Consider the following 18592-nt stretch of genomic DNA (forward strand, 5'->3'; position numbering starts at 1 on the left):
AATGGAACAGCATGCCGTCCCTGGCCGCATCATCGTCCAACGAACGGAAGGAGCCAGCGTCGTGTAGAAGCGGCTTCAGCCGCGGCGGGGGTTACCGGGGGAGCGCACGTGGCTGAAGCCGCCCCTACGCACGCCATGATTGTCCGGGAGGCGCGGAAATCCGATTCCCGATTCCCGATTCACCATTCCCGGCTTATTCCCCGTACCCGAACGCCTTCAGCGCGGCTTCGTCGTCGGACCAGCCCTCGCGCACGCGGACCCAGGTCTCCAGGAACACCTTGGCGCCGAACAGGCGTTCCATCTGCTGGCGGGCCTTGGCGCCGATGTCCTTCAGGCGTGTGCCGCCCTTGCCGATCACGATCGCCTTCTGGCCTTCGCGCTCGACCCAGATCACCGCGCCGATGCGCAGCAGCGCGCCGTCCTCGGCGAAGCGTTCGATCTCCACGGTGGTGGCGTACGGCAGTTCCTCGCCGAGCTGGCGCATCAACTGCTCGCGCACCAGTTCGCCGGCCAGGAAGCGCTGGCTGCGGTCGGTGATCTCGTCCTCGCCGAACATCGGCGGCGCTTCCGGCACCAGCGCCAGCAGGTCGCGCACCAGCGCCTCCAGGCCCTTGCGCTTGAGTGCGGAGATCGGATGCACCGCGGCGAAGCTGCGGCCTTCGCTGACCTGCTGCAGGAACGGCAGCAGCGCGGTCTTGTCCTTGAGCCGGTCGACCTTGTTGACCACCAGCACCACCGGGATGCCGGCGTCGCTGAGCACGTTGAACGCCAGCGTGTCCTCCTCGTCCCAGCGCCCGGCCTCGATGACCAGCAGGCCGGCGTCCACGCCTTCCAGGGAGCCGCGCGCGGCGCGGTTCATCACCCGGTTCATGGCGCGCTTCTGCTCGCGGTGCAGGCCGGGGGTATCGACCAGCAGCAACTGGCCGGCCGGGAAGCTGGCGATACCCAGCAGCCGGTGCCGGGTGGTCTGCGGCCGATTGGAGACGATACTGACCTTGGCGCCCACCAGGGCGTTGGTCAGGGTGGACTTGCCCACGTTGGGGCGGCCGATCACGGCCACGCTGCCGCTGCGGTAAGGGGGAGTGGCTTGTTCGTTCACTTGCTCGAATCCAGTTGCTCGATGGCGGCGGCGGCGGCCTGCTGCTCGGCCAGGCGCCGCGAGGTGCCCTCGCCCTCGGTCACCAGGGCGGGCTCGGCGAGTACGCAGCGTACCCGGAATAGCTTGGCGTGGTCGTCGCCGGTCTCGCTGATCAGTTCGTAGGCCGGCAAGGTCCGCTGCCGGGCCTGCAGCCATTCCTGCAGGCGGGTCTTGGCGTCCTTCTCCACCTTGCCGACCGGCAACGCCGCCAGCGCGGCCTCGAACCAGGGCAGGATGGTGGCGCGGCAGGTCTCGAAGCCGGCGTCCAGGTAGATCGCCGCGACCACGGCCTCCACCGCATCGGCCAGGATCGAGTCGCGGCGATGGCCGCCGGACTTCATCTCGCCCGGCCCCAGGGTCAGGCGTTCGCCCAGCTCCAGTTGCCGGCCGATCGCGGCCAGCGAGGCCTCGCGCACCAGCTCGGCGCGGGCGCGGGTCAGCGCGCCCTCGTCGGCCTTGGGCCAGCGCTGGTACAGCGCCTCGGCGATCAGCAGGTTGACGATGCCATCGCCGAGGAATTCCAGGCGTTCGTTGTGCGGTGCGCCGGCACTGCGATGGGTCAGCGCCTGTGCCAGCAACTGCGGCTCAGCGAAGCGGTGACCGATGCGGTCACCGCGCAGGATGGTCTTACTGGCCACCACGCGTCGTCAGGTCCTGGGTGGCGTCGAACTTGCCGACCACGTCCAGATTGGCGATCAGCGGGCGGCGCACTTCGTAGGCCACGTGCATCTTCACGCCGGTGTCGGTGCGCTCGAAGGTGACGTCGCCCGGCTTCACGTTGTCCGAGTTGTTGATGTCCAGGCGCCGGAACAACGAGGCCTTGGCCTGCGACGGGTCCATCTCGGCGCTGCCGGCTTCGGTCGCCAGACCCTTCATCGCCGAGCGCACCGCATAGAACTCCATGTACATCGGGAACAGCTTCATGCCGATGTAGACGAAGAAGCCGACCACCGCCAGCACGATCACGAACGAGGTCAAGGTCATGCCACTTTGCTTGTGCTTCATCGCGCTTCCCCTCACGCAAGTCACTGAATGGTCGTCCCGATCCGCGACGGATCGAAACTGCCGCTGCAAAACCAGCCTTCGCAATTGAGCCAGATCAGGAACGCCTTGCCGCGCAGGTTCTCCTCGGGCAGGAAATGGGTCTGGGTCCAGAACCGGCTGTCCTCGCTGTTGTCGCGATTATCGCCCATCACGAAGTACTTGCCCGGCGGGACCACCCAGTCGCCCTGGCCGGCCGGATTGTTGCGGTCGATCCACTCCAGCTCGGTGTGGGTGCGGCCCGGCAGGTACTCGGTGAGCAGCGTGGCACCGGTCATTTCCGCGCCCTTGCCCTTGCCGACGTACTCGCCCATGACCTTGTACTTCATCGGCGTGCCGTTGATGTACAGGGTGTCGCCGTGGAAGCCGATGCGGTCGCCCGGCAGGCCGATCACGCGCTTGATCCAGTTTTCGTCCGGCTTGTGCGGCGGCTTGAACACCACCACGTCGCCGCGCTTGGGCTCGCCGACCGGAATGATCTTCTGGTTGGTGATCGGCAGGCGGAAGCCATAGGAGAACTTGTTGACCAGGATGAAATCGCCGACCAGCAGATTCGGCATCATCGAGCTGGACGGGATCTTGTACGGCTCGGCGATGAAGCTGCGCAGGATCAGCACCACCGCCAGCACCGGGAAGAACGCCCGCGAGTAGTCGACGATCACCGGCTCGCTGTCGAGCAACCCGGCCCGCGCGGCGCGGCGCTTGGCGAAGAACAGCTTGTCCAGCAGGGTGATGATGCCGGTGGCGAAGGTCAGGACCACCAGCGCGATTTCAAACCATTTCATTCGTATTCCTTCGGAATGGGAATCGGGAATGGAGAACGGGGAATCGGGAAGGCAAGAGCATGCGCTCTTTCGATTCCCCATTCCCTATTCACGACTCCCAGCTACTTGTCCATCTGCAGCACAGCCAGGAAGGCTTCCTGCGGGATTTCCACGCGGCCGACCTGCTTCATGCGCTTCTTGCCTTCCTTCTGCTTTTCCAACAGCTTCTTCTTGCGCGAGACGTCGCCACCATAGCACTTGGCCAGCACGTTCTTGCGCATCGCCTTGACCGTGGTGCGGGCGATGATCTGCGAGCCGATCGCGGCCTGGATCGCCACGTCGAACATCTGCCGCGGGATCAGGTCCTTCATCTTCTCGCACAGTTCGCGGCCGCGGCGGTCGGCGTGGCTGCGGTGGGCGATCAGCGACAGCGCATCGACCTTGTCGCCGTTGATCAGCACGTCCACGCGCACGAACGGGCCGGTGTCGAAACGCACGAAGTGGTAGTCCAGCGAGGCGTAGCCGCGGCTGACCGACTTGAGCTTGTCGAAGAAGTCCAGCACCACCTCGGCCATCGGCAGCTCGTAGCTGATCTGCACCTGGCTGCCCAGGTAGTTGATGCCGATCTGGCTGCCGCGCTTTTCCTCGCACAGCTTGATGATGTTGCCGATGTATTCCTCGGGGGTGAGGATGTTGGCGCGGATGATCGGCTCGCGGATCTCCTCGACCATGTTCACCGGCGGCAGCTTGGCCGGGTTGTCCATGCTGATGATCGAGCCGTCGGTCTTCAGCACCTCGTAGACCACGGTCGGCGCGGTGCTGATCAGGTCCAGGTTGTACTCGCGCTCCAGGCGCTCCTGCACGATCTCCATGTGCAGCATGCCAAGGAAGCCGCAGCGGAAACCGAAGCCCATCGCCTCGGAGCTTTCCGGCTCGAAGCGCAGCGCCGCGTCGTTCAGGCGCAGCTTGTCCAGCGCCTCGCGCAGGTTGGTGTAGTCCTCGGCATCGACCGGGAACAGGCCGGCGAACACGCGCGGCTGCATTTCCTGGAAGCCCGGCAGCGGCTTGCTCGCCGGGTCGCCGGCCAGGGTCAGGGTGTCGCCGACCGGCGCGCCGTGCACGTCCTTGATGCTGGCGGTGACCCAGCCCACCTCGCCCGCGCGCAGCGCCGGCAGCACCTTGCGCTTGGGCGTGAACACGCCGACGTTGTCGACCTGGTGGGTGCGGCCGGTGGACATCACCAGCAGCTTGTCGCCAGCCTTGATCTCGCCCTGCATCACCCGCACCAGCGAGACCACACCCAGGTAGTTGTCGAACCAGGAGTCGATGATCAGCGCCTGCAGCTTGTCGGTGTCGCGCGGCACCGGCGGCGGGATGCGGTGAACGATCGCCTCCAGCACGTCGCGCACGTTCAGCCCGGTCTTGGCGCTGACCGGCACGGCGTCGGTGGCGTCGATGCCGATCACCGCCTCGATCTCGGCCTTGGCGCGGTCGATGTCGGCGGTGGGCAGGTCGATCTTGTTCAGAACCGGCACCACTTCCAGGCCCTGCTCCACCGCGGTGTAGCAGTTGGCCACCGACTGCGCTTCCACGCCCTGCGCCGCGTCGACCACCAGCAGCGCGCCCTCGCAGGCGGCCAGCGAGCGGCTGACCTCGTAGGAGAAGTCGACGTGGCCGGGGGTGTCGATGAAGTTCAGGTGGTAGACCTGCCCGTCCTGCGCGGTGTACGGCAGCGACACGGACTGGGCCTTGATGGTGATGCCGCGTTCGCGCTCGATCGGGTTGGAATCGAGCACCTGCGCTTCCATCTCGCGCGCCTGCAGGCCGCCGCAGAGCTGGATGATGCGATCGGCCAGGGTCGATTTGCCGTGGTCGACGTGGGCGATGATGGAGAAATTGCGGATGTTCCGCATCGAATCAGAGGACATGAGGTGGGCGGCCAACAAAACCAGCGGCAAAGACATCAACTATGTCGCCATGTACCACATCGCGCAAGTACCGCTCATCTGCATTGGCGGGCAGGATAGCCGAAACAGGCTAACACCTTGACTTTTCAGAAAAATTCAAGTACCAAACCGCAGCCCGGTATCGCACTGGGCAGTCGACACTTTTCTCTTCGAAAGGAACATGAAATGAAAAGGTCAATTTTCTTCAAGAACGTCACGATCGCTTGCATCGCAGCGCTTTGGTCCGTATTGGCCACAGCGGCAGCAGCGCCATCGGACAATAGCGACGACGCTCACCGGCCGACTTCGGCTTTCAGCAACAGCGGCATGCCCAAGCAAAGCTTCAAAATTTGCCCGGTAAAGAACGACAGCGGAAAATCTCAGAAGTACATTGCGTCCCCCAACAAATTGATGGATTGGTGCGACCACTATTGTTGCTGGGTCGAGAATGGGGTTAAGTACTGCCGTGTGGACTGCACATGCGCTTGATGAGAAACACCAGCGACATGACCTTGGCGAGGCGCACACTCGACTAGAAGCATCGACTCACGCAGCGATCAATAGCGTCGATGCCGCAATCACGAACCGTGCCTCACCAGAACCAACGCAGGGCTGGAGTGCCAGCCCTGCGTTTTTCTTCATCCAAAGAGGCAATGCATTACGACAGCGAGATCATTCCACGCTGATGGCCACGAACTGACTCGCCGGACTACCTGGCGCACGCACCAACAACATCACCACGTCGCCCTTCTTAGCGTCGGACGTGAGCTTGTGGAATTGAGCCGGACTGGAAACCGGAACCCGCCCGACCTGCAGCACGATCATGCCAGGTCGCAATTGCGACTTTCTCGCAAGCGCACTGCTGACCTGCGCCACTTGCACGCCTTGGTCGGGCTCCAATCCAAGCTTCTGGCGCATTTGCGCAGGGATCTCCTGGACGCTGATGCCCAGCGCGGTGCCCTCAGCCGCCTGTGGCGCAGGCGCCGCCCCGGCGCGACCAGGCAGTTGCTGACCCAACATTCCATCGTCGGCAATCAGCTCGCTCAAGGTCACCATGACGTCCCGCTCCTTGCCATCGCGAACGATCGTAACGCGCGCCTTGCTTCCAGGCGGCAACATGCCCACCAACGGAGGCAAATCCTCGCGCGTGTTGATCCTCTGACCATTGAAGGCAACGATGAAGTCGCCGGGTTCGATACCGGCCTTGGCCGCACCAGTGCCCGGCTGGACACCATTGACCAGAGCACCGCGCGTGTCCGGCAGCCCCAGCCCCTTAGCCTCGACGTCACTGATGTTCGGTTGCATGGTCACGCCCAGCATTCCGCGACTGACCTTGCCGGTCTTCTTGATCTGCTCGACCGCGCTCATCGCCAGGTCGATCGGGATCGCGAAGCTGATGCCCATGTAGCCGCCGGATGCGGAGAAGATCTGCGAGTTGATGCCGACCACCTCACCGCGGGTGTTGAGCAGCGGGCCGCCGGAGTTGCCCTGGTTGATCGCCACGTCGGTCTGGATGAACGGCACGTAGCGCTGGTCGGCGTAGGGGTTGCTGCGGCCGGTGGCGCTGACGATGCCGGCGGTGACCGAGTGGTCCAGGCCGAACGGCGAACCGATCGCCACCACCCACTGGCCGGGCTTGAGCAGGTTGGAGTCGCCGATGCGCACCGTCGGCAGGTTCTTGCCGTCGATCTTCAGCAGCGCCACGTCGTACTGCTGGTCGCTGCCGACCACCTTGGCGGTGAACTCGCGGCGGTCGGTGAGCTTGACCTTGACCTCGCTGGCGCCGTCGACCACGTGGTGGTTGGTCAGCACGTAGCCGTCGGGCGAAATGATGAAGCCCGAGCCCATCGAACGGCCGGCGGGCGCGCCATCGTCGTCGTCCGGCGCGCCGCGGCCGCCGCGCGGCTGCCCGGGCATGCCCGGCATGCCGTCCGGGCCGAAGAAGCGCCGGAAGAACTCGGGCATCTGGTCGTCGTCGGGCATGCCGCCGCCGGAGCGTGCGGCCGCGGCGCGGCGGCTGATGGTGGTCTCGACATTGACCACGCCCGGGCCGACCTGCTCGACCAGGCGGGTGAAGTCGGGAAGGTTGCCGACCAGCTGCGGCGCCGGCGCGGCCTGCGCGGCCGGCGGCGGGGCGCTGGCGGCGCTGGGACTGGGCTGCTGCGCGCAGGCGGCCAGCGGCACGGTCAGCGCCAGCAGGCCCAACAGATGGTGGCGGATACGGTGAGTCATCGGACGCAAGCCTCCGGTTCGGGAAGGGGAACAACGAGGGGACGAAGCAACGGGGACCACGCGCCGGAATGAGGCACGGACGCCTGCCGGCGCGCGGGGTCAGGGCTGCGGATGCAGCGGCGGGTTGGCCACGGCGTCGGCAGGCAATCGGGGTTCGAACGGATAGAACGCCGCCGGGTCCGCGCCGCTGTGCGGGAAGCTGGCGGTGAATTCGCTCCCGGCATCGGCGGATGGCAGCGTCGAGCGCGGCCACGGCCGGGCCTGCAGCGGCGTCGCCGGATGCCCGAACGGATCGCTGGCGCGTTGCGCGACCATCGTCGGCGGCGCGACCGGCGCAACGAACGGCGTCTGCACCGGCGCCTTGGCCTGCGGTTTGGTAGGCGCCGCTGCGGCATAGGCGGGCTCGGCCGGGACGCTGCGGGTGCGCGCGGCCTGTGCGCTACGGGTGGCCTCGCGTCGCGCCGCCGCGGCCGCCTCCTGGCGACGATTGGCGGCGATCGCCATTGCCGGCGCGGCAGCGACGGCTGCGGCGAGATCGCCCTGCGGATCGGCCGGTGCCGGCGCGGGTGTCGGGACCTGCGGCGTGGTGGCGGCCGGTGCCGGGCTCGGCGCGGTGGCATCGGCGACCTGCGCCGGCGCCAACGCCTCGGGCGTCTGCGGCAGGCGCTGGGTCACGAACAGCGCGAGCAGCGCGACCGAAGCGGCCAGGGTGGCACTGCCGCCCCAGCGCCAGGTGCGACGCTTGCCGGCGGCGCTGGCTGCATCGGCACGCGCGGCCTGCTGCGCTTCGGCGGCCACCGCCTGGCGCACGCGCGCACTGAAATCGCTGGGCGCCGGCACGCTGACACGGCCGCGCAGGATGTCGCCGCACAGCTGCCAGCGCTCATGGCAGCCGGACAATTCCTCGTCGTGCTGCAGCCGGCGCAGCACGAAGCGTGCTTCGTCGGCCGGCAGTTCGCCGTCGATCAGGGCGGACAGTTGCTGCCGGTAGTGCAGCTCGAACTTGTCCGGCGCGGCGCTGTCGGGCGCCGGCACAGGCTTGGGAAAGGGCGTGCTATCGGTCATACGCGGTGTCGCTCACGGGTGGCGCTGTCGGTATCCAGCAGGGGACGGAGTTCGGCGTCGATGGCCTCGCGGGCGCGGAAGATCCGCGAACGCACGGTGCCGATCGGGCAGCCCATCTTCTGCGCGATGTCCTCGTAGCTCATGCCCTCCACCTCGCGCAGGGTGATGGCGGTGCGCAACTCTTCCGGCAAGGCGTCGACCGCCTTCATCACCGTGCGCTCCAGCTCCTGGCGCATCAACTCGCGTTCGGGCGTGTCGGTGTCGCGCAGGCGGGTGCCGCTGTCGAACTGCTCGGCATCGAGCACATCGACGTCGTCGGTGGGCGGCCTGCGGTTGTGCGCGACCAGGTAGTTCTTGGCGGTGTTCACGGCGATCCGGTGCAACCATGTGGAGAACTGGGCGTCGCCGCGGAAACTCCCGATCGCGCGGTAGGCGCGGATGAAAGTGTCCTGGGCCACGTCCTGACATTCGCTCCAGTCGGCGATGTAGCGCCCGATCAGGCCGACGATCCGATGCTGGTACTTGCGCACCAGCACATCGAACGCCGCGCTTTCGCCGCGCTGCACACGCCGGACCAGTTCAAGGTCCAGCTCCTGGGGTGTTTCGACATCGGCCATAGCGGGCCGCACTCCTGTCAGCCCAACCTACGTCGGACCCTCTGACCGCCAATTCGGAAAAAAGTTCAGCGCCCCTCAGCGGATCGCCGCCCCACGACGTTAACCGGCGTTCCGTTAGGCTGGCGCAAGGCCAGCGGTCGCGGGACGCGCCTCAATTCCCCTGCATTGGGATTTGACGCGACGGAAACAACCTCTGGATGATAACGATCTTCTCCATACACAAGCGGATGGTCCTCCCCATGCTTTCAGGCTTCGACGGGCTCCGATTCAGTCACTGGCAAGCGGACATCCGCGGCGACGGCATCGTCGTGCTCAGCCTCGACCGCCAGGACGCGCCCGTCAATGCGCTGTCGCAGGACGTGTTGCTGGAGCTGGGCAATCTGCTCGAGCGCATCGCCATCGATCCGCCCAAGGGCGTGGTGATCCGCTCGGCCAAGGACAACGGCTTCATCGCCGGCGCCGACCTCAAGGAATTCCAGGAATTCGACCGCCGCGGCACCGTCAACGACGCCATCCGCCGCGGCCAGGCCACCTTCCAGAAACTGGCCGAACTGCCCTGCCCCACGGTCGCGGCGATCCACGGCTTCTGCATGGGCGGCGGCACCGAGATCGCCCTGGCTTGCCGCTACCGCGTCGCCTCCAGCGATGCGGCCACCCGCATCGGCCTGCCCGAGACCAAGCTCGGCATCTTCCCCGGCTGGGGCGGCAGCGCGCGCCTGCCACGGCTGATCGGCGCGCCGGCGGCGATGGACCTCATGCTCACCGGGCGCACCGTGTCGGCCTCGGCGGCGCGGGCGATGGGCCTGGTCGACAAGGTCGCCGCGCCGGCCGTGCTCACCGATACCGCGGTGGCGCTGGCGCTGTCCGGCAGCGCCCGCCCCTTCAAGCAGCGCGCCACCGCCTGGGCCACCAACACCTGGCCGGCGCGCAAGCTGCTGGCGCCGCAGATGCGCAAGCAGGTGGCGCGCAAGGCGCGCAAGGAGCACTACCCGGCGCCGTACGCGCTGATCGGGGTGTGGGAACGCAGCGGCGGCAGCGGCATCCAGGCGCGCCTGGACGCCGAGCGCAAGGCGGTGGTCAAGCTGGCCAGCACCCCGACCGCGCGCAACCTGATCCGCATCTTCTTCCTCACCGAGCGGCTCAAGGCGCTGGGCGGCAAGGAGCACGGCATCCGCCACGTGCACGTGGTCGGTGCCGGGGTGATGGGCGGCGACATCGCCGCCTGGTCGGCCTACAAGGGCTTCGAGGTGACCCTGCAGGACCGCGAGCAGCGCTTCATCGACGGCGCGCTGAGCCGCGCCGGCGAGCTGTTCGCCAAGCGGGTCAAGGACGACAGCAAGCGCCCGGCGGTGGCGGCGCGCCTGAAGGGCGATCTGGCCGGCGAGGGCGTGCCGAGCGCCGATCTGGTGATCGAGGCGATCATCGAGAACCCGCAGGCCAAGCGCGAGCTGTACCAGGCGCTGGAGCCGCGCATGCAGCCGACTGCGCTGCTCAGCACCAACACCTCCTCGATCCCGCTGACCGAACTGCGCGAGCACATCCAGCGCCCGGCGCAGTTCGGCGGCCTGCACTACTTCAATCCGGTGGCGCAGATGCCGCTGGTGGAGATCGTCTGCCACGACGGCCTGGCGCCGGAGAACCAGAAGCGGCTGGCCGCCTTCTGCAAGGCCATCGACAAGCTGCCGGTGCCGGTCGCCGGCACCCCCGGATTCCTGGTCAACCGCGTGCTGTTCCCGTACATGCTGGAAGCGGCCACCGCCTATGCCGAAGGCATTCCCGGCCCGGCGATCGACAAGGCTGCGGTCAAGTTCGGCATGCCGATGGGCCCGATCGAACTGATCGACACCGTGGGCCTGGACGTGGCCGCGGGCGTGGGCGCCGAACTGGCACCGTTCCTGGGCCTGCCGATCCCGGCGGCGCTGCAGACGGTGGAGCCGGGCAAGCGCGGCAAGAAGGACGGCCAGGGCCTGTACGCCTGGGAGAACGGCCGCGCCAAGAAGCCCGAACTGCCGAAGGACTACCGCGCGCCGGACGACCTGGAAGACCGCCTGATCCTGCCGCTGCTCAACGAAGCGGTGGCCTGCCTGCACGAGGGCGTGGTCGCCGACGCCGACCTGCTCGATGCCGGCGTGATCTTCGGTACCGGCTTCGCCCCGTTCCGCGGCGGCCCGATCCAGCACATCCGCGCCGCCGGCGCCGACGTGCTGCTGGCGCGCCTGCGCGCCCTGCACACGCGCTACGGCGAGCGTTTCGCCCCGCGACCGGGTTGGGAGTCGCCGGCGTTGCGCGAACCGGTGGTGTGAGGCGCGCGCACGCCTTCTGTAAGCGTGCGTCAGGGCACCTCCCATAACGACGGGTCGCGCCCCTTTGGTAGCGGCTTCAGCCGCGGCGGGCGTTTCCCGGCAAGACCCGTCGCGGCTGAAGCCGCTCCCACGCGATCTTGCGGCGAATTCGCCGGGCGTACTGTGGGAGGGACTTCAGTCCCGACGCATTACGCCATCGGAAAGCATGGCCGCTTCGCCAGGCGCTGCTGCATGACAGGTGATTCCCACAAAGCAAGCTGCCCGTAGCTTGATTGTGGGGAAAGCAGGTCGCTGCAGGCGCCCTTCAGTCGCACTCGGCATTCCAGGTGCGCGCGGACGACAAATCCCAAACCAGAACAAAGCCGCACCTGCACGAATGCCGTTACGCAGCCGTGCTGCTAGTGCGAATGCCCCTGCATGTGGCCGTGCCCATGTGCGGGATGGGGATGGGCATGATCGTGATCGTGGTCCTCGTGACCATGCCCGTGATGATCGTGACCACCACCCTCGCCCGCCGCCGGCGTGCCGCACGGGGTAGCGCCGCAATGGCCGGCTTCCATCTGCAGGGTGATGTGATCGATGCCGAACTGCGCATGCAGGCCATCGCACAGCGCGGCGCGCACGGCATCGGCGTCACCGCCGTCGGCGACCACCACATGCGCGGTCAGCGCCGGCGTGCTGGAGGCCAGCGCCCACACGTGCAGGTCGTGCACGCTGGCCACGCCGGGCGCGGCCTGCAGATAGCCGCGCACCGCGCCCAGGTCCACGCCCTTGGGCACGCCTTCCAGCAGCACGTTGATCGCCTCGCGCAGCAGCACCCAGGTCCGCGGCAACACCCACAGACCGATCAGCACCGCCAGGATCGGATCGATCAGTTTCCACCCGGTGACGCGGATCGCCAGCGCGCCGACGATCACCGCGACCGAGCCGAGCATGTCGCTCCACACTTCCAGGTACGCGCCCTTCATGTTGAGGCTCTCGCCGCTGCCGGCCTTGAGCAGGCGCATCGAGATCAGGTTGATCAGCAGGCCGAATGCGGCGATGCCGAGCATGCCGACGGTGGCGATCTCCTGCGGCTGGCGGAAGCGCTGCACCGCCTCCCACAGGATGTAGCCGGCCACCACGAACAGCAGCGCGCCGTTGACCAGCGCGCCCAGCGCCTCCAGCCGTGCGTAGCCATAGCTGCGCTTGGCATCGGGCGGGCGCCGGCTCAGCCGCACCGCGATCAGCGCGATCATCAGCGCCAGCGTGTCGGTGGCCATGTGCGCAGCGTCGGACAGCAGCGCCAGGCTGTTGGTGAGGAAAGCGCCGGCCACTTCCACCACCAGGAACAGCGCGGTGAGACCGAGCGCCCACCACAGGGGCTGCTCGTGGCGGATTTCGGTGGGGGCGTGGCTGTGATCGTGTCCCATGGGGCGACCGGGCGGCGATGCGGAGGAAGATGGCCGCTACCTTAGGCCGCCGCCCGCGCGGAGACTATTACACCGTTCGACAGCGGCACGCGCTCTTGATGCTGTTGTGCAGCCGATGGACCGCAAGCAGACACGGCAACCAGGCACGCCAGATACCGGGCTCAGGAAGTCTGATCGCGGCCCGACCTGCCACACGCTGGCCAAGGAAGAGGCGCGACTCATGAAAGCGCGGATCTCGGCATGGCGGCCGAGACCCGCACGACGCTCAACGGGCCGGCGCCGCCGATGGCGCGCCAGCGCTCTGCAACTGCTGCGCCTTGGCCAGGTGCTCGGCCACGTGCGTGCGCGTGGTGCGCAGATGCGCGACCACTTCCGGGGTCTTCGCGGCGGGGATGAGGGTGCTGTCGAGCATCTGCAGGGCGGCCTGGTGATCCTTGACCATCGCCATGACATAGGCCTGCTCGAAGCGACCGCCGTCCAGGGCCTGCAGCTTGCCGGCCTCCGCCTTGGCCTGCTGCATCTGCTGCTGCGCCGGTGCCGCCTTCGCATCAGGACCCCACGGCGCGATCTTGGCGTTGTTGTCGGCGTGCTCCTTGACCATCTGCATGGCGTAATCGCGCACCGGGCCCTTGACCTGCTTCTGCAAGGCCAGGTTGCCAGCGTTGACCTCGCTGGTGTTGATCGCCGACAACACGCCGAGCGCCTGCTTTTCGTTGAGCGCGGACGCGCGCGCGCCTTGCGCGCCCTGCATGCCGGTCGACGTCTGCGCGGCGGACGTCGACGGCGTTTGCTGCTGCATCGCGCCGGGATCGGCACTGCCAACCTCGCCGGACGTATCGGTCTGCGCATGCGCAAGGCCGACGCCGAGAACCGACATGAGCGCCAGAGAGAACGCGGAACGGGAATGACGCATGACAATCTCCTTTGCATGGCAGGTATCGCCATGCTCCGCGGCCTTTCGTGAGCGCCTGGTTGAACGTGGGTGCAGGCGATGCGAAATGCTGCAGATGCACGTGGACTGCGGCGCCTACGCCGACGGCAAGCAGCGCAGCAGCAACACGCTGAGGCTGGCCAGTGCCAGCAACGAGAGCGTGCCGGCCGCCAAGACGCGGCCGCCGGACGCGAGCACCGTGCGCAGATTCACCGACAGGCCCAACGCGGCCATCGCCACCAGGGTAAACAGCAGCGACAGCGACTGCGCCGCTTCGATCGCCGGCGCCGGCAGCACGCCCAGCGCGCGCAGGCCCATCATGCCGACGAAGCCGAACACGAACCACGGCACCAGCGCGTGCGCCGGGCGCCGCTGCGTCGGCGATCCATCACGGACCAGCCCCAGCAGCAACATCACCGGCCCGAGCATCAGCACCCGCATCAGCTTGACCAGCGCACCGACCTGCGCGCTCAGCGCACCGACCGGCACGGTCGCCGCCAGCACCTGCGGCACCGCGTACACGGTCAGGCCGGCGAGGATGCCGTAGTGGCGCTGGTCCAGGCCCAGCACGGGCACCGCCAGCGGCAACAGCAACACCACCAGCACGCCCAGCGCCGCGGTGAAGGCGATCGCTGCAGCGACATCCTCGGAGTCGGCGTCGATCACCGGCGCCGCCGCCACGATCGCCGAATTGCCGCAGATCGCATTGCCGCACGCGACCAGCGTGGCCAGCCGCGACGGCAGACCCAGCGCGCGACCGATGCCGTAGCCGATGGCGATCGCCAGCAGCACCACCGCGGCGATGGCGCCCAGCAACAGACCGCCGGCCGCGCCGATGGCGCCGATGCCGACCGAGGCGCCGAGCAGCACGATGGCCAGTTCCAGCGGCAGCTTGGCGGCGAAGGCGATGCCGGCGTGCGTGGACGGCGGCAGGCGCCACGCCGTGCGCAGCAAGGTGCCGAGCACGATCGCGAACACCAGCGCGTCGATCCAGCGCCGGCCCAGCCACTGCAGTTGCGCGCGCTCGGCCAGCCAGGCCAGCGCCGCCACCGCGATGGCCAGGGCCAGGCCGGGCAGCAAGGCGGAAGGTCTGTGCAGTTGGGTGCGCATGGCAGCGATCCGGATCGAGTGGCCCCAGGTTGCGCCCGCAGACCGTTTCGATCCATCGCATAATGGTGCAGATTTCATTCGATCTTTCCGAACGGTCTTCGCATGACCCTGGAACAACTCACGCTGTTCGTGGCGGTGGCCGAGCGCCAGCACCTGACTCAGGGTGCGCAGGCCGCGCACCGCACGCCCTCGGCCGCCAGTGCCGCGATCAAGGCGTTGGAGCAGCAGTACGGTGTGGCCCTGTTCGACCGGGTCGGCCGCGGCCTGGTGCTGACCGCGGCCGGTGCGGCGTTCTGTGAGGACGCCAAGGCGATCCTGGCGCGCAGCCGTGCGGCCGAACTGGCGCTGAGCGAGTGGCGCGGCGTGCTGCGCGGCACCCTCGACCTGCACGCCAGCCAGACCGTGGCCAGCTATTGGCTGCCGACCCGGCTGATGGCGTTCCATGCGCGCTATCCGCAGATCGAGATCCGCCTGAGCGTGGGCAACACCGACAGCGTGGCGCGCGCGGTGCGCGAGGGCCGCGCCGAAATGGGCTTCGTCGAGGGCCGCGTGCAGGCCCCCGAACTGCTGAGTTCGGCGCTGGACCACGACCGGCTGCGCGTGGTCGCCGCGCCGGACCATCCGTTGGCGGGGCGTCGCCGCGTCGGGCTGGCACGATTGGTCGCCGACAGCACCTGGATCATGCGCGAACCCGGCTCGGGCACGCGCTCGGCGTTCGAGGCGGCGCTGCGCGATGCCGGCATCGGCCCGGAACGCCTGCGCGTGGCCCTGTCTCTGCCCTCCAACGAAGCGGTGCTGTCGGCGGTGCAGGCCGGGCCCAGCCTGGCGGCGATCTCGCAGCTGGCCGCGGCGCCGTGGCTGGAGAGCGGCCGCCTGCAGCCCCTCGCCGTGGCCCTGGGCGAACGCACCTTCCATGCCCTGCGCCACCGCGAACGCGGGCTGGGTGCGGCGGCCGCCGCCCTGCTCGACTTGCAGGCCCCATCCACCGCGGCCTGAGCCTGGCGTGGGCGACGGTAAACGCGGCGCGCGATATCCATTCCAAAACGAGATAGCCCTCGGCAAATGCTTCATTGGAATGGAATGCCTGTCGCTTCTATCCTCGTTTCCGGTCTCTCGCGCGCCAAGGCAGCGGACGGGGAATGTCCGCGGCGCCGCCAGCAGACACGCCACGTACGCCCCGCCACGTCGACAGACACGCCATCGAGGACAGCGACCGGGACAGCCTGCAGCCCTGCATGACGCCCTGCCGATGCCTCCAGGACCGGGTTTTCCGGTCCACGCCAATTTGATCGGTCACTTTTTGTCCTGGGAGGGAACAAAAATGCCTTTGGAACAGTCCCGTCGCCCGGTCGGCCGGCGCGCGCACCGCCCTGCCGCCCGCACCCTGCTGGGCGCGGCCATCGTCCTGGCCCTGTCCGGCAGCTTCGCCGCGCAGGCGCAGAGCGCCAGCGCCGATCCGGCAGCCACGCCACCCGCCAAGCCCGATGCCACGACCGACGCCAAGACCGGCCAGCAGCCGGTCACCCTGGACAACGTGATGGTGGTCGGCCAGCGCGCCAGCCTGGAACAGGCCGTGCAGGCCAAGCAGCTCGACGACCACGTGGTGGAAGTCATCTCCGCCGACAACATGGGGCAGATGCCCAACGTCACCGTGGCCGAGGCGCTGGTGCGCCTGCCCGGCGTCAACGGCACCCGCGACCGCGGCAACGAAAGCCTGGCCACCGTGCGCGGCCTCGGCCCGCGCATGACCATGGGCACGGTCAACGGCCGCGAGATCGCCTCCTCCGAACCCAACCGCGCGGTGCGCTGGGAAGTCTTCCCCACCGAGATCGTCTCCACCGTCAAGGTCTACAAGACCCCGTCGGCGGACCTGATCGCCGGCGGCATCGCCGCCACCGTGGACATCTCCACCATCAACCCGCTCGACCACACCGGCCCGACCTTCGTCGCCACCGGCGGCCCGGTCTACTACGACGAGGCCAAGGACGCGCGCGACTACTCGCCGTGGGGCCAGCGCCTGGGCGCGAGCTGGATCCACCGCATCAACGACAACCTGGCGGTCGCGCTCGGCGCCACCTACCAGAAGCAGAAGAACGCCGGCGTCTCGATCGGCAGCTGGGGCTACACCGACGCCAGCAACGCACGCGATGTGGATGGCGACGGCAAGGTCGACTACACCCCCTGGGGCGCGGCCGACCAGCTCAAGCTCACCGAGCAGACCCGCACCGGCGCCATGGGCACCGTGCAGTGGCGCTCGGGCAACCTGGAACTCAAGCTCGACGGCCTGTACTCGCGCATCCGCATCGACGAGGACCAGCGCCAGAACTGGTTCAACAACCTCGGCTACAGCATCTACTCGGCCAGCAATCCGTACACCACGCCTGGCTCGTCCTACACCATCGTCGACGGCGACGTGGTCGCCGGTACCCTGGCCAATTCCAAGCTGCAGGTGGACCACGTCGTGGCCCGCTACGACGAGGTCAAGACGCTGGCGGCCGGCGGCCTCAACGCCAAGTGGCGCGGCGACGTGTGGACGCTGGGCAGCGACCTGTCGTTCTCGCAGGCCAAGCGCGACAACGACTGGCGCGCGGTGCGCTTCGGCAGCAACCCGGACACGGTATCGTTCGACTTCCGCCATGGCGTCACCCCCACCATCAGCACCAGTTCCGACGCGCCGGAATGGGGCATCAGTGGCCAGACCGAACCGCAGGCGCTGCGCGACCGCATCGCTGCTCTGGCGCTGAGCGCCAGCCGCGCGATCGAGGATTCGCCGGTCACCGCGCTGGAATTCGGCGCGCGCGCCTCACGCCGCGAGAAGCAGAACCGCCACTTCACCAGCTTCCAGTCCGGCTACAGCCAGCCGATCTCGGCCTACCAGGACCTGATCTACCCGGTGACGATGCCGGACCTGAACGTGCCGACCCTGACCGGCGGCGACCTGGACGCGATCGCCAAGCTCGGCTTCGGCGGTTTCGATCCGAGCCTGGCCACCGAGCAGCGCCTGGATCACTGGAATGTCGAGGAGAACGTGCGCGAGGCCTTCGCCAAGGCGGTGTTCAGTTCGCAGTGGTTCGGCGTCGACGTCACCGGCAACGCCGGCGTCCGCGTGGTCCACACCGACACCGACAGCCATGGCTACGACACCGTCGGCGGCGTGGTGCAGCCGAGCAGCGCCGGCAAGACCTACACCGACGTGCTGCCCAGCGCCACGGTCAATTTCCTGATCGATCCCGAGCGCATCCTGCGTCTGTCGGTGGCCAAGGTGATGGCGCGGCCGCCGCTGGACGAACTGCGCACCGGGCGCGCGCTCGACGACCCCAACACCACCGTCGGCCAGCTCACCGGCAGCGGCGGCAACCCGCAGCTCAACCCGTTCCGCGCCACCCAGTTGGACCTGTCCTACGAGTGGTACTTCCACAAGGAGGCGCTGGCGGCGCTGGCGCTGTACCGCAAGTGGGTGGATTCGAGCATCGGCTACAAGACCCAGCACGAGACCATCGACGGCCGCGACTACCTGATCAGCGGCCCGTTCAACGGCGGCGGCGGCTACATCAACGGTGCCGAGCTGACCTTCCAGACCCCGTTCTTCTTCATCCCGCACATGGAGAACTTCGGCATCTACTCGAACTACTCGTACGTGGAATCCAACCTGCACGAGTTCTCGCCGGCGGACAATCCGCTGCCGCTCAGCGGCCTGGCGCGCAACACCGGCACGCTGGACCTCTGGTACAACAACAACAAGTTCGAAGCGCGGATCGGCTACAAGTACCACAGCCCCTACACCGTGGTGTACGGCTGGAACGCGGCGCGGCTGGCGCGACTGGAGAGCGAAGGCACGGTGGACCTGAGCCTGGCGTGGCGCTACAGCGAGCACCTGGGCTTCAAGTTCCAGGTCGGCAACCTGACCAACGAACCGCTGCGCGCCTACAGCGACAACAAGCGCAACCGGCTCGCCAACCAGGACGATGGCGGCTACCAGCTGTTCGGCCGCCGCTTCGCCCTGGAAGCGACCTACACGTTCTGAGCCGGTGGA

At 67.9% G+C, this 18592-nt stretch carries 14 protein-coding genes; 3 read left to right on the forward strand and 11 right to left on the reverse strand.

What is annotated here, in order from left to right:
* Positions 1-193 precede the first annotated feature (193 nt).
* The 8 genes from era to rpoE all read right to left on the reverse strand — a co-directional run bounded on the left by era (position 194) and on the right by rpoE (position 8803).
* Positions 194-1099 (reverse strand): GTPase Era, encoded by a 906-nt coding sequence (gene era / locus SLW55_RS00720; protein ID WP_010340598.1) that lies wholly within the window; start codon positions 1097-1099, stop codon positions 194-196.
* A complete protein-coding gene (gene rnc / locus SLW55_RS00725) occupies positions 1096-1776 on the reverse strand; it encodes a ribonuclease III (protein WP_026143959.1) in 681 nt (226 codons plus the stop codon). Before rnc ends, era begins: the two co-directional genes overlap by 4 nt.
* Complete coding sequence (locus SLW55_RS00730; RefSeq protein ID WP_010340596.1) at positions 1766-2143, reverse strand: DUF4845 domain-containing protein; 378 nt, start codon at positions 2141-2143, stop codon at positions 1766-1768. The genes rnc and SLW55_RS00730 overlap by 11 nt, the downstream gene beginning before the upstream one ends.
* Before the next feature lie 20 nt (positions 2144-2163).
* Positions 2164-2964: a signal peptidase I gene (gene lepB / locus SLW55_RS00735; protein ID WP_010340595.1), complete on the reverse strand. Its 801-nt coding sequence runs from the start codon at positions 2962-2964 to the stop codon at positions 2164-2166.
* 101 nt (positions 2965-3065) lie between these two features.
* The gene (gene lepA, locus SLW55_RS00740; protein ID WP_193314649.1) at positions 3066-4856 is read right to left on the reverse strand and encodes a translation elongation factor 4; all 1791 of its coding nucleotides are present in this window, start codon (positions 4854-4856) and stop codon (positions 3066-3068) included.
* 705 nt (positions 4857-5561) lie between these two features.
* Entirely contained in the window at positions 5562-7121 is a 1560-nt protein-coding gene (locus tag SLW55_RS00745) for a DegQ family serine endoprotease (protein WP_193313860.1), read from the reverse strand.
* Between the two features lie 99 nt (positions 7122-7220).
* The gene (locus SLW55_RS00750) at positions 7221-8186 is read right to left on the reverse strand and encodes a sigma-E factor negative regulatory protein (protein ID WP_320744305.1); all 966 of its coding nucleotides are present in this window, start codon (positions 8184-8186) and stop codon (positions 7221-7223) included.
* Complete coding sequence (gene rpoE / locus SLW55_RS00755; RefSeq protein WP_010340494.1) at positions 8183-8803, reverse strand: RNA polymerase sigma factor RpoE; 621 nt, start codon at positions 8801-8803, stop codon at positions 8183-8185. The genes SLW55_RS00750 and rpoE overlap by 4 nt, the downstream gene beginning before the upstream one ends.
* Positions 8804-9042: 239 nt before the next feature.
* Between rpoE and SLW55_RS00760 the strand changes: the two genes are divergently transcribed.
* Positions 9043-11106, forward strand: a complete 2064-nt coding sequence (locus SLW55_RS00760) for a 3-hydroxyacyl-CoA dehydrogenase NAD-binding domain-containing protein (protein ID WP_295908448.1) — start codon at positions 9043-9045, stop codon at positions 11104-11106.
* 398 nt (positions 11107-11504) lie between these two features.
* On the opposite strand, the gene SLW55_RS00765 is transcribed toward SLW55_RS00760, so the two are convergent.
* From SLW55_RS00765 to SLW55_RS00775, 3 genes are all read right to left on the reverse strand, one after another.
* Positions 11505-12518 carry a cation diffusion facilitator family transporter gene (locus SLW55_RS00765; RefSeq protein ID WP_267119613.1) on the reverse strand — a complete coding sequence of 338 codons (1014 nt, stop codon included), beginning with the start codon at positions 12516-12518 and terminating at the stop codon, positions 11505-11507.
* Positions 12519-12783: 265 nt separating this feature from the next.
* Complete coding sequence (locus SLW55_RS00770) at positions 12784-13395, reverse strand: DUF4142 domain-containing protein (protein ID WP_295909051.1); 612 nt, start codon at positions 13393-13395, stop codon at positions 12784-12786.
* 150 nt (positions 13396-13545) lie between these two features.
* Positions 13546-14559 carry a putative sulfate exporter family transporter gene (locus SLW55_RS00775; RefSeq protein WP_295911326.1) on the reverse strand — a complete coding sequence of 338 codons (1014 nt, stop codon included), beginning with the start codon at positions 14557-14559 and terminating at the stop codon, positions 13546-13548.
* Positions 14560-14661: 102 nt separating this feature from the next.
* On the opposite strand from SLW55_RS00775, the gene SLW55_RS00780 reads away from it, so the two are divergent.
* Together SLW55_RS00780 and SLW55_RS00785 are read left to right on the forward strand one after the other, a co-directional pair.
* Positions 14662-15555: a LysR family transcriptional regulator gene (locus SLW55_RS00780; protein ID WP_320744306.1), complete on the forward strand. Its 894-nt coding sequence runs from the start codon at positions 14662-14664 to the stop codon at positions 15553-15555.
* Between the two features lie 325 nt (positions 15556-15880).
* Positions 15881-18583, forward strand: coding sequence for a TonB-dependent receptor (locus SLW55_RS00785; protein WP_320744307.1), 2703 nt, complete (start codon positions 15881-15883; stop codon positions 18581-18583).
* Positions 18584-18592 lie beyond the last annotated feature (9 nt).

This window comes from Xanthomonas sp. LF06-19 (assembly GCF_034105425.1).
In the GTDB taxonomy this organism is placed as follows: domain Bacteria; phylum Pseudomonadota; class Gammaproteobacteria; order Xanthomonadales; family Xanthomonadaceae; genus Xanthomonas_A; species Xanthomonas_A sontii.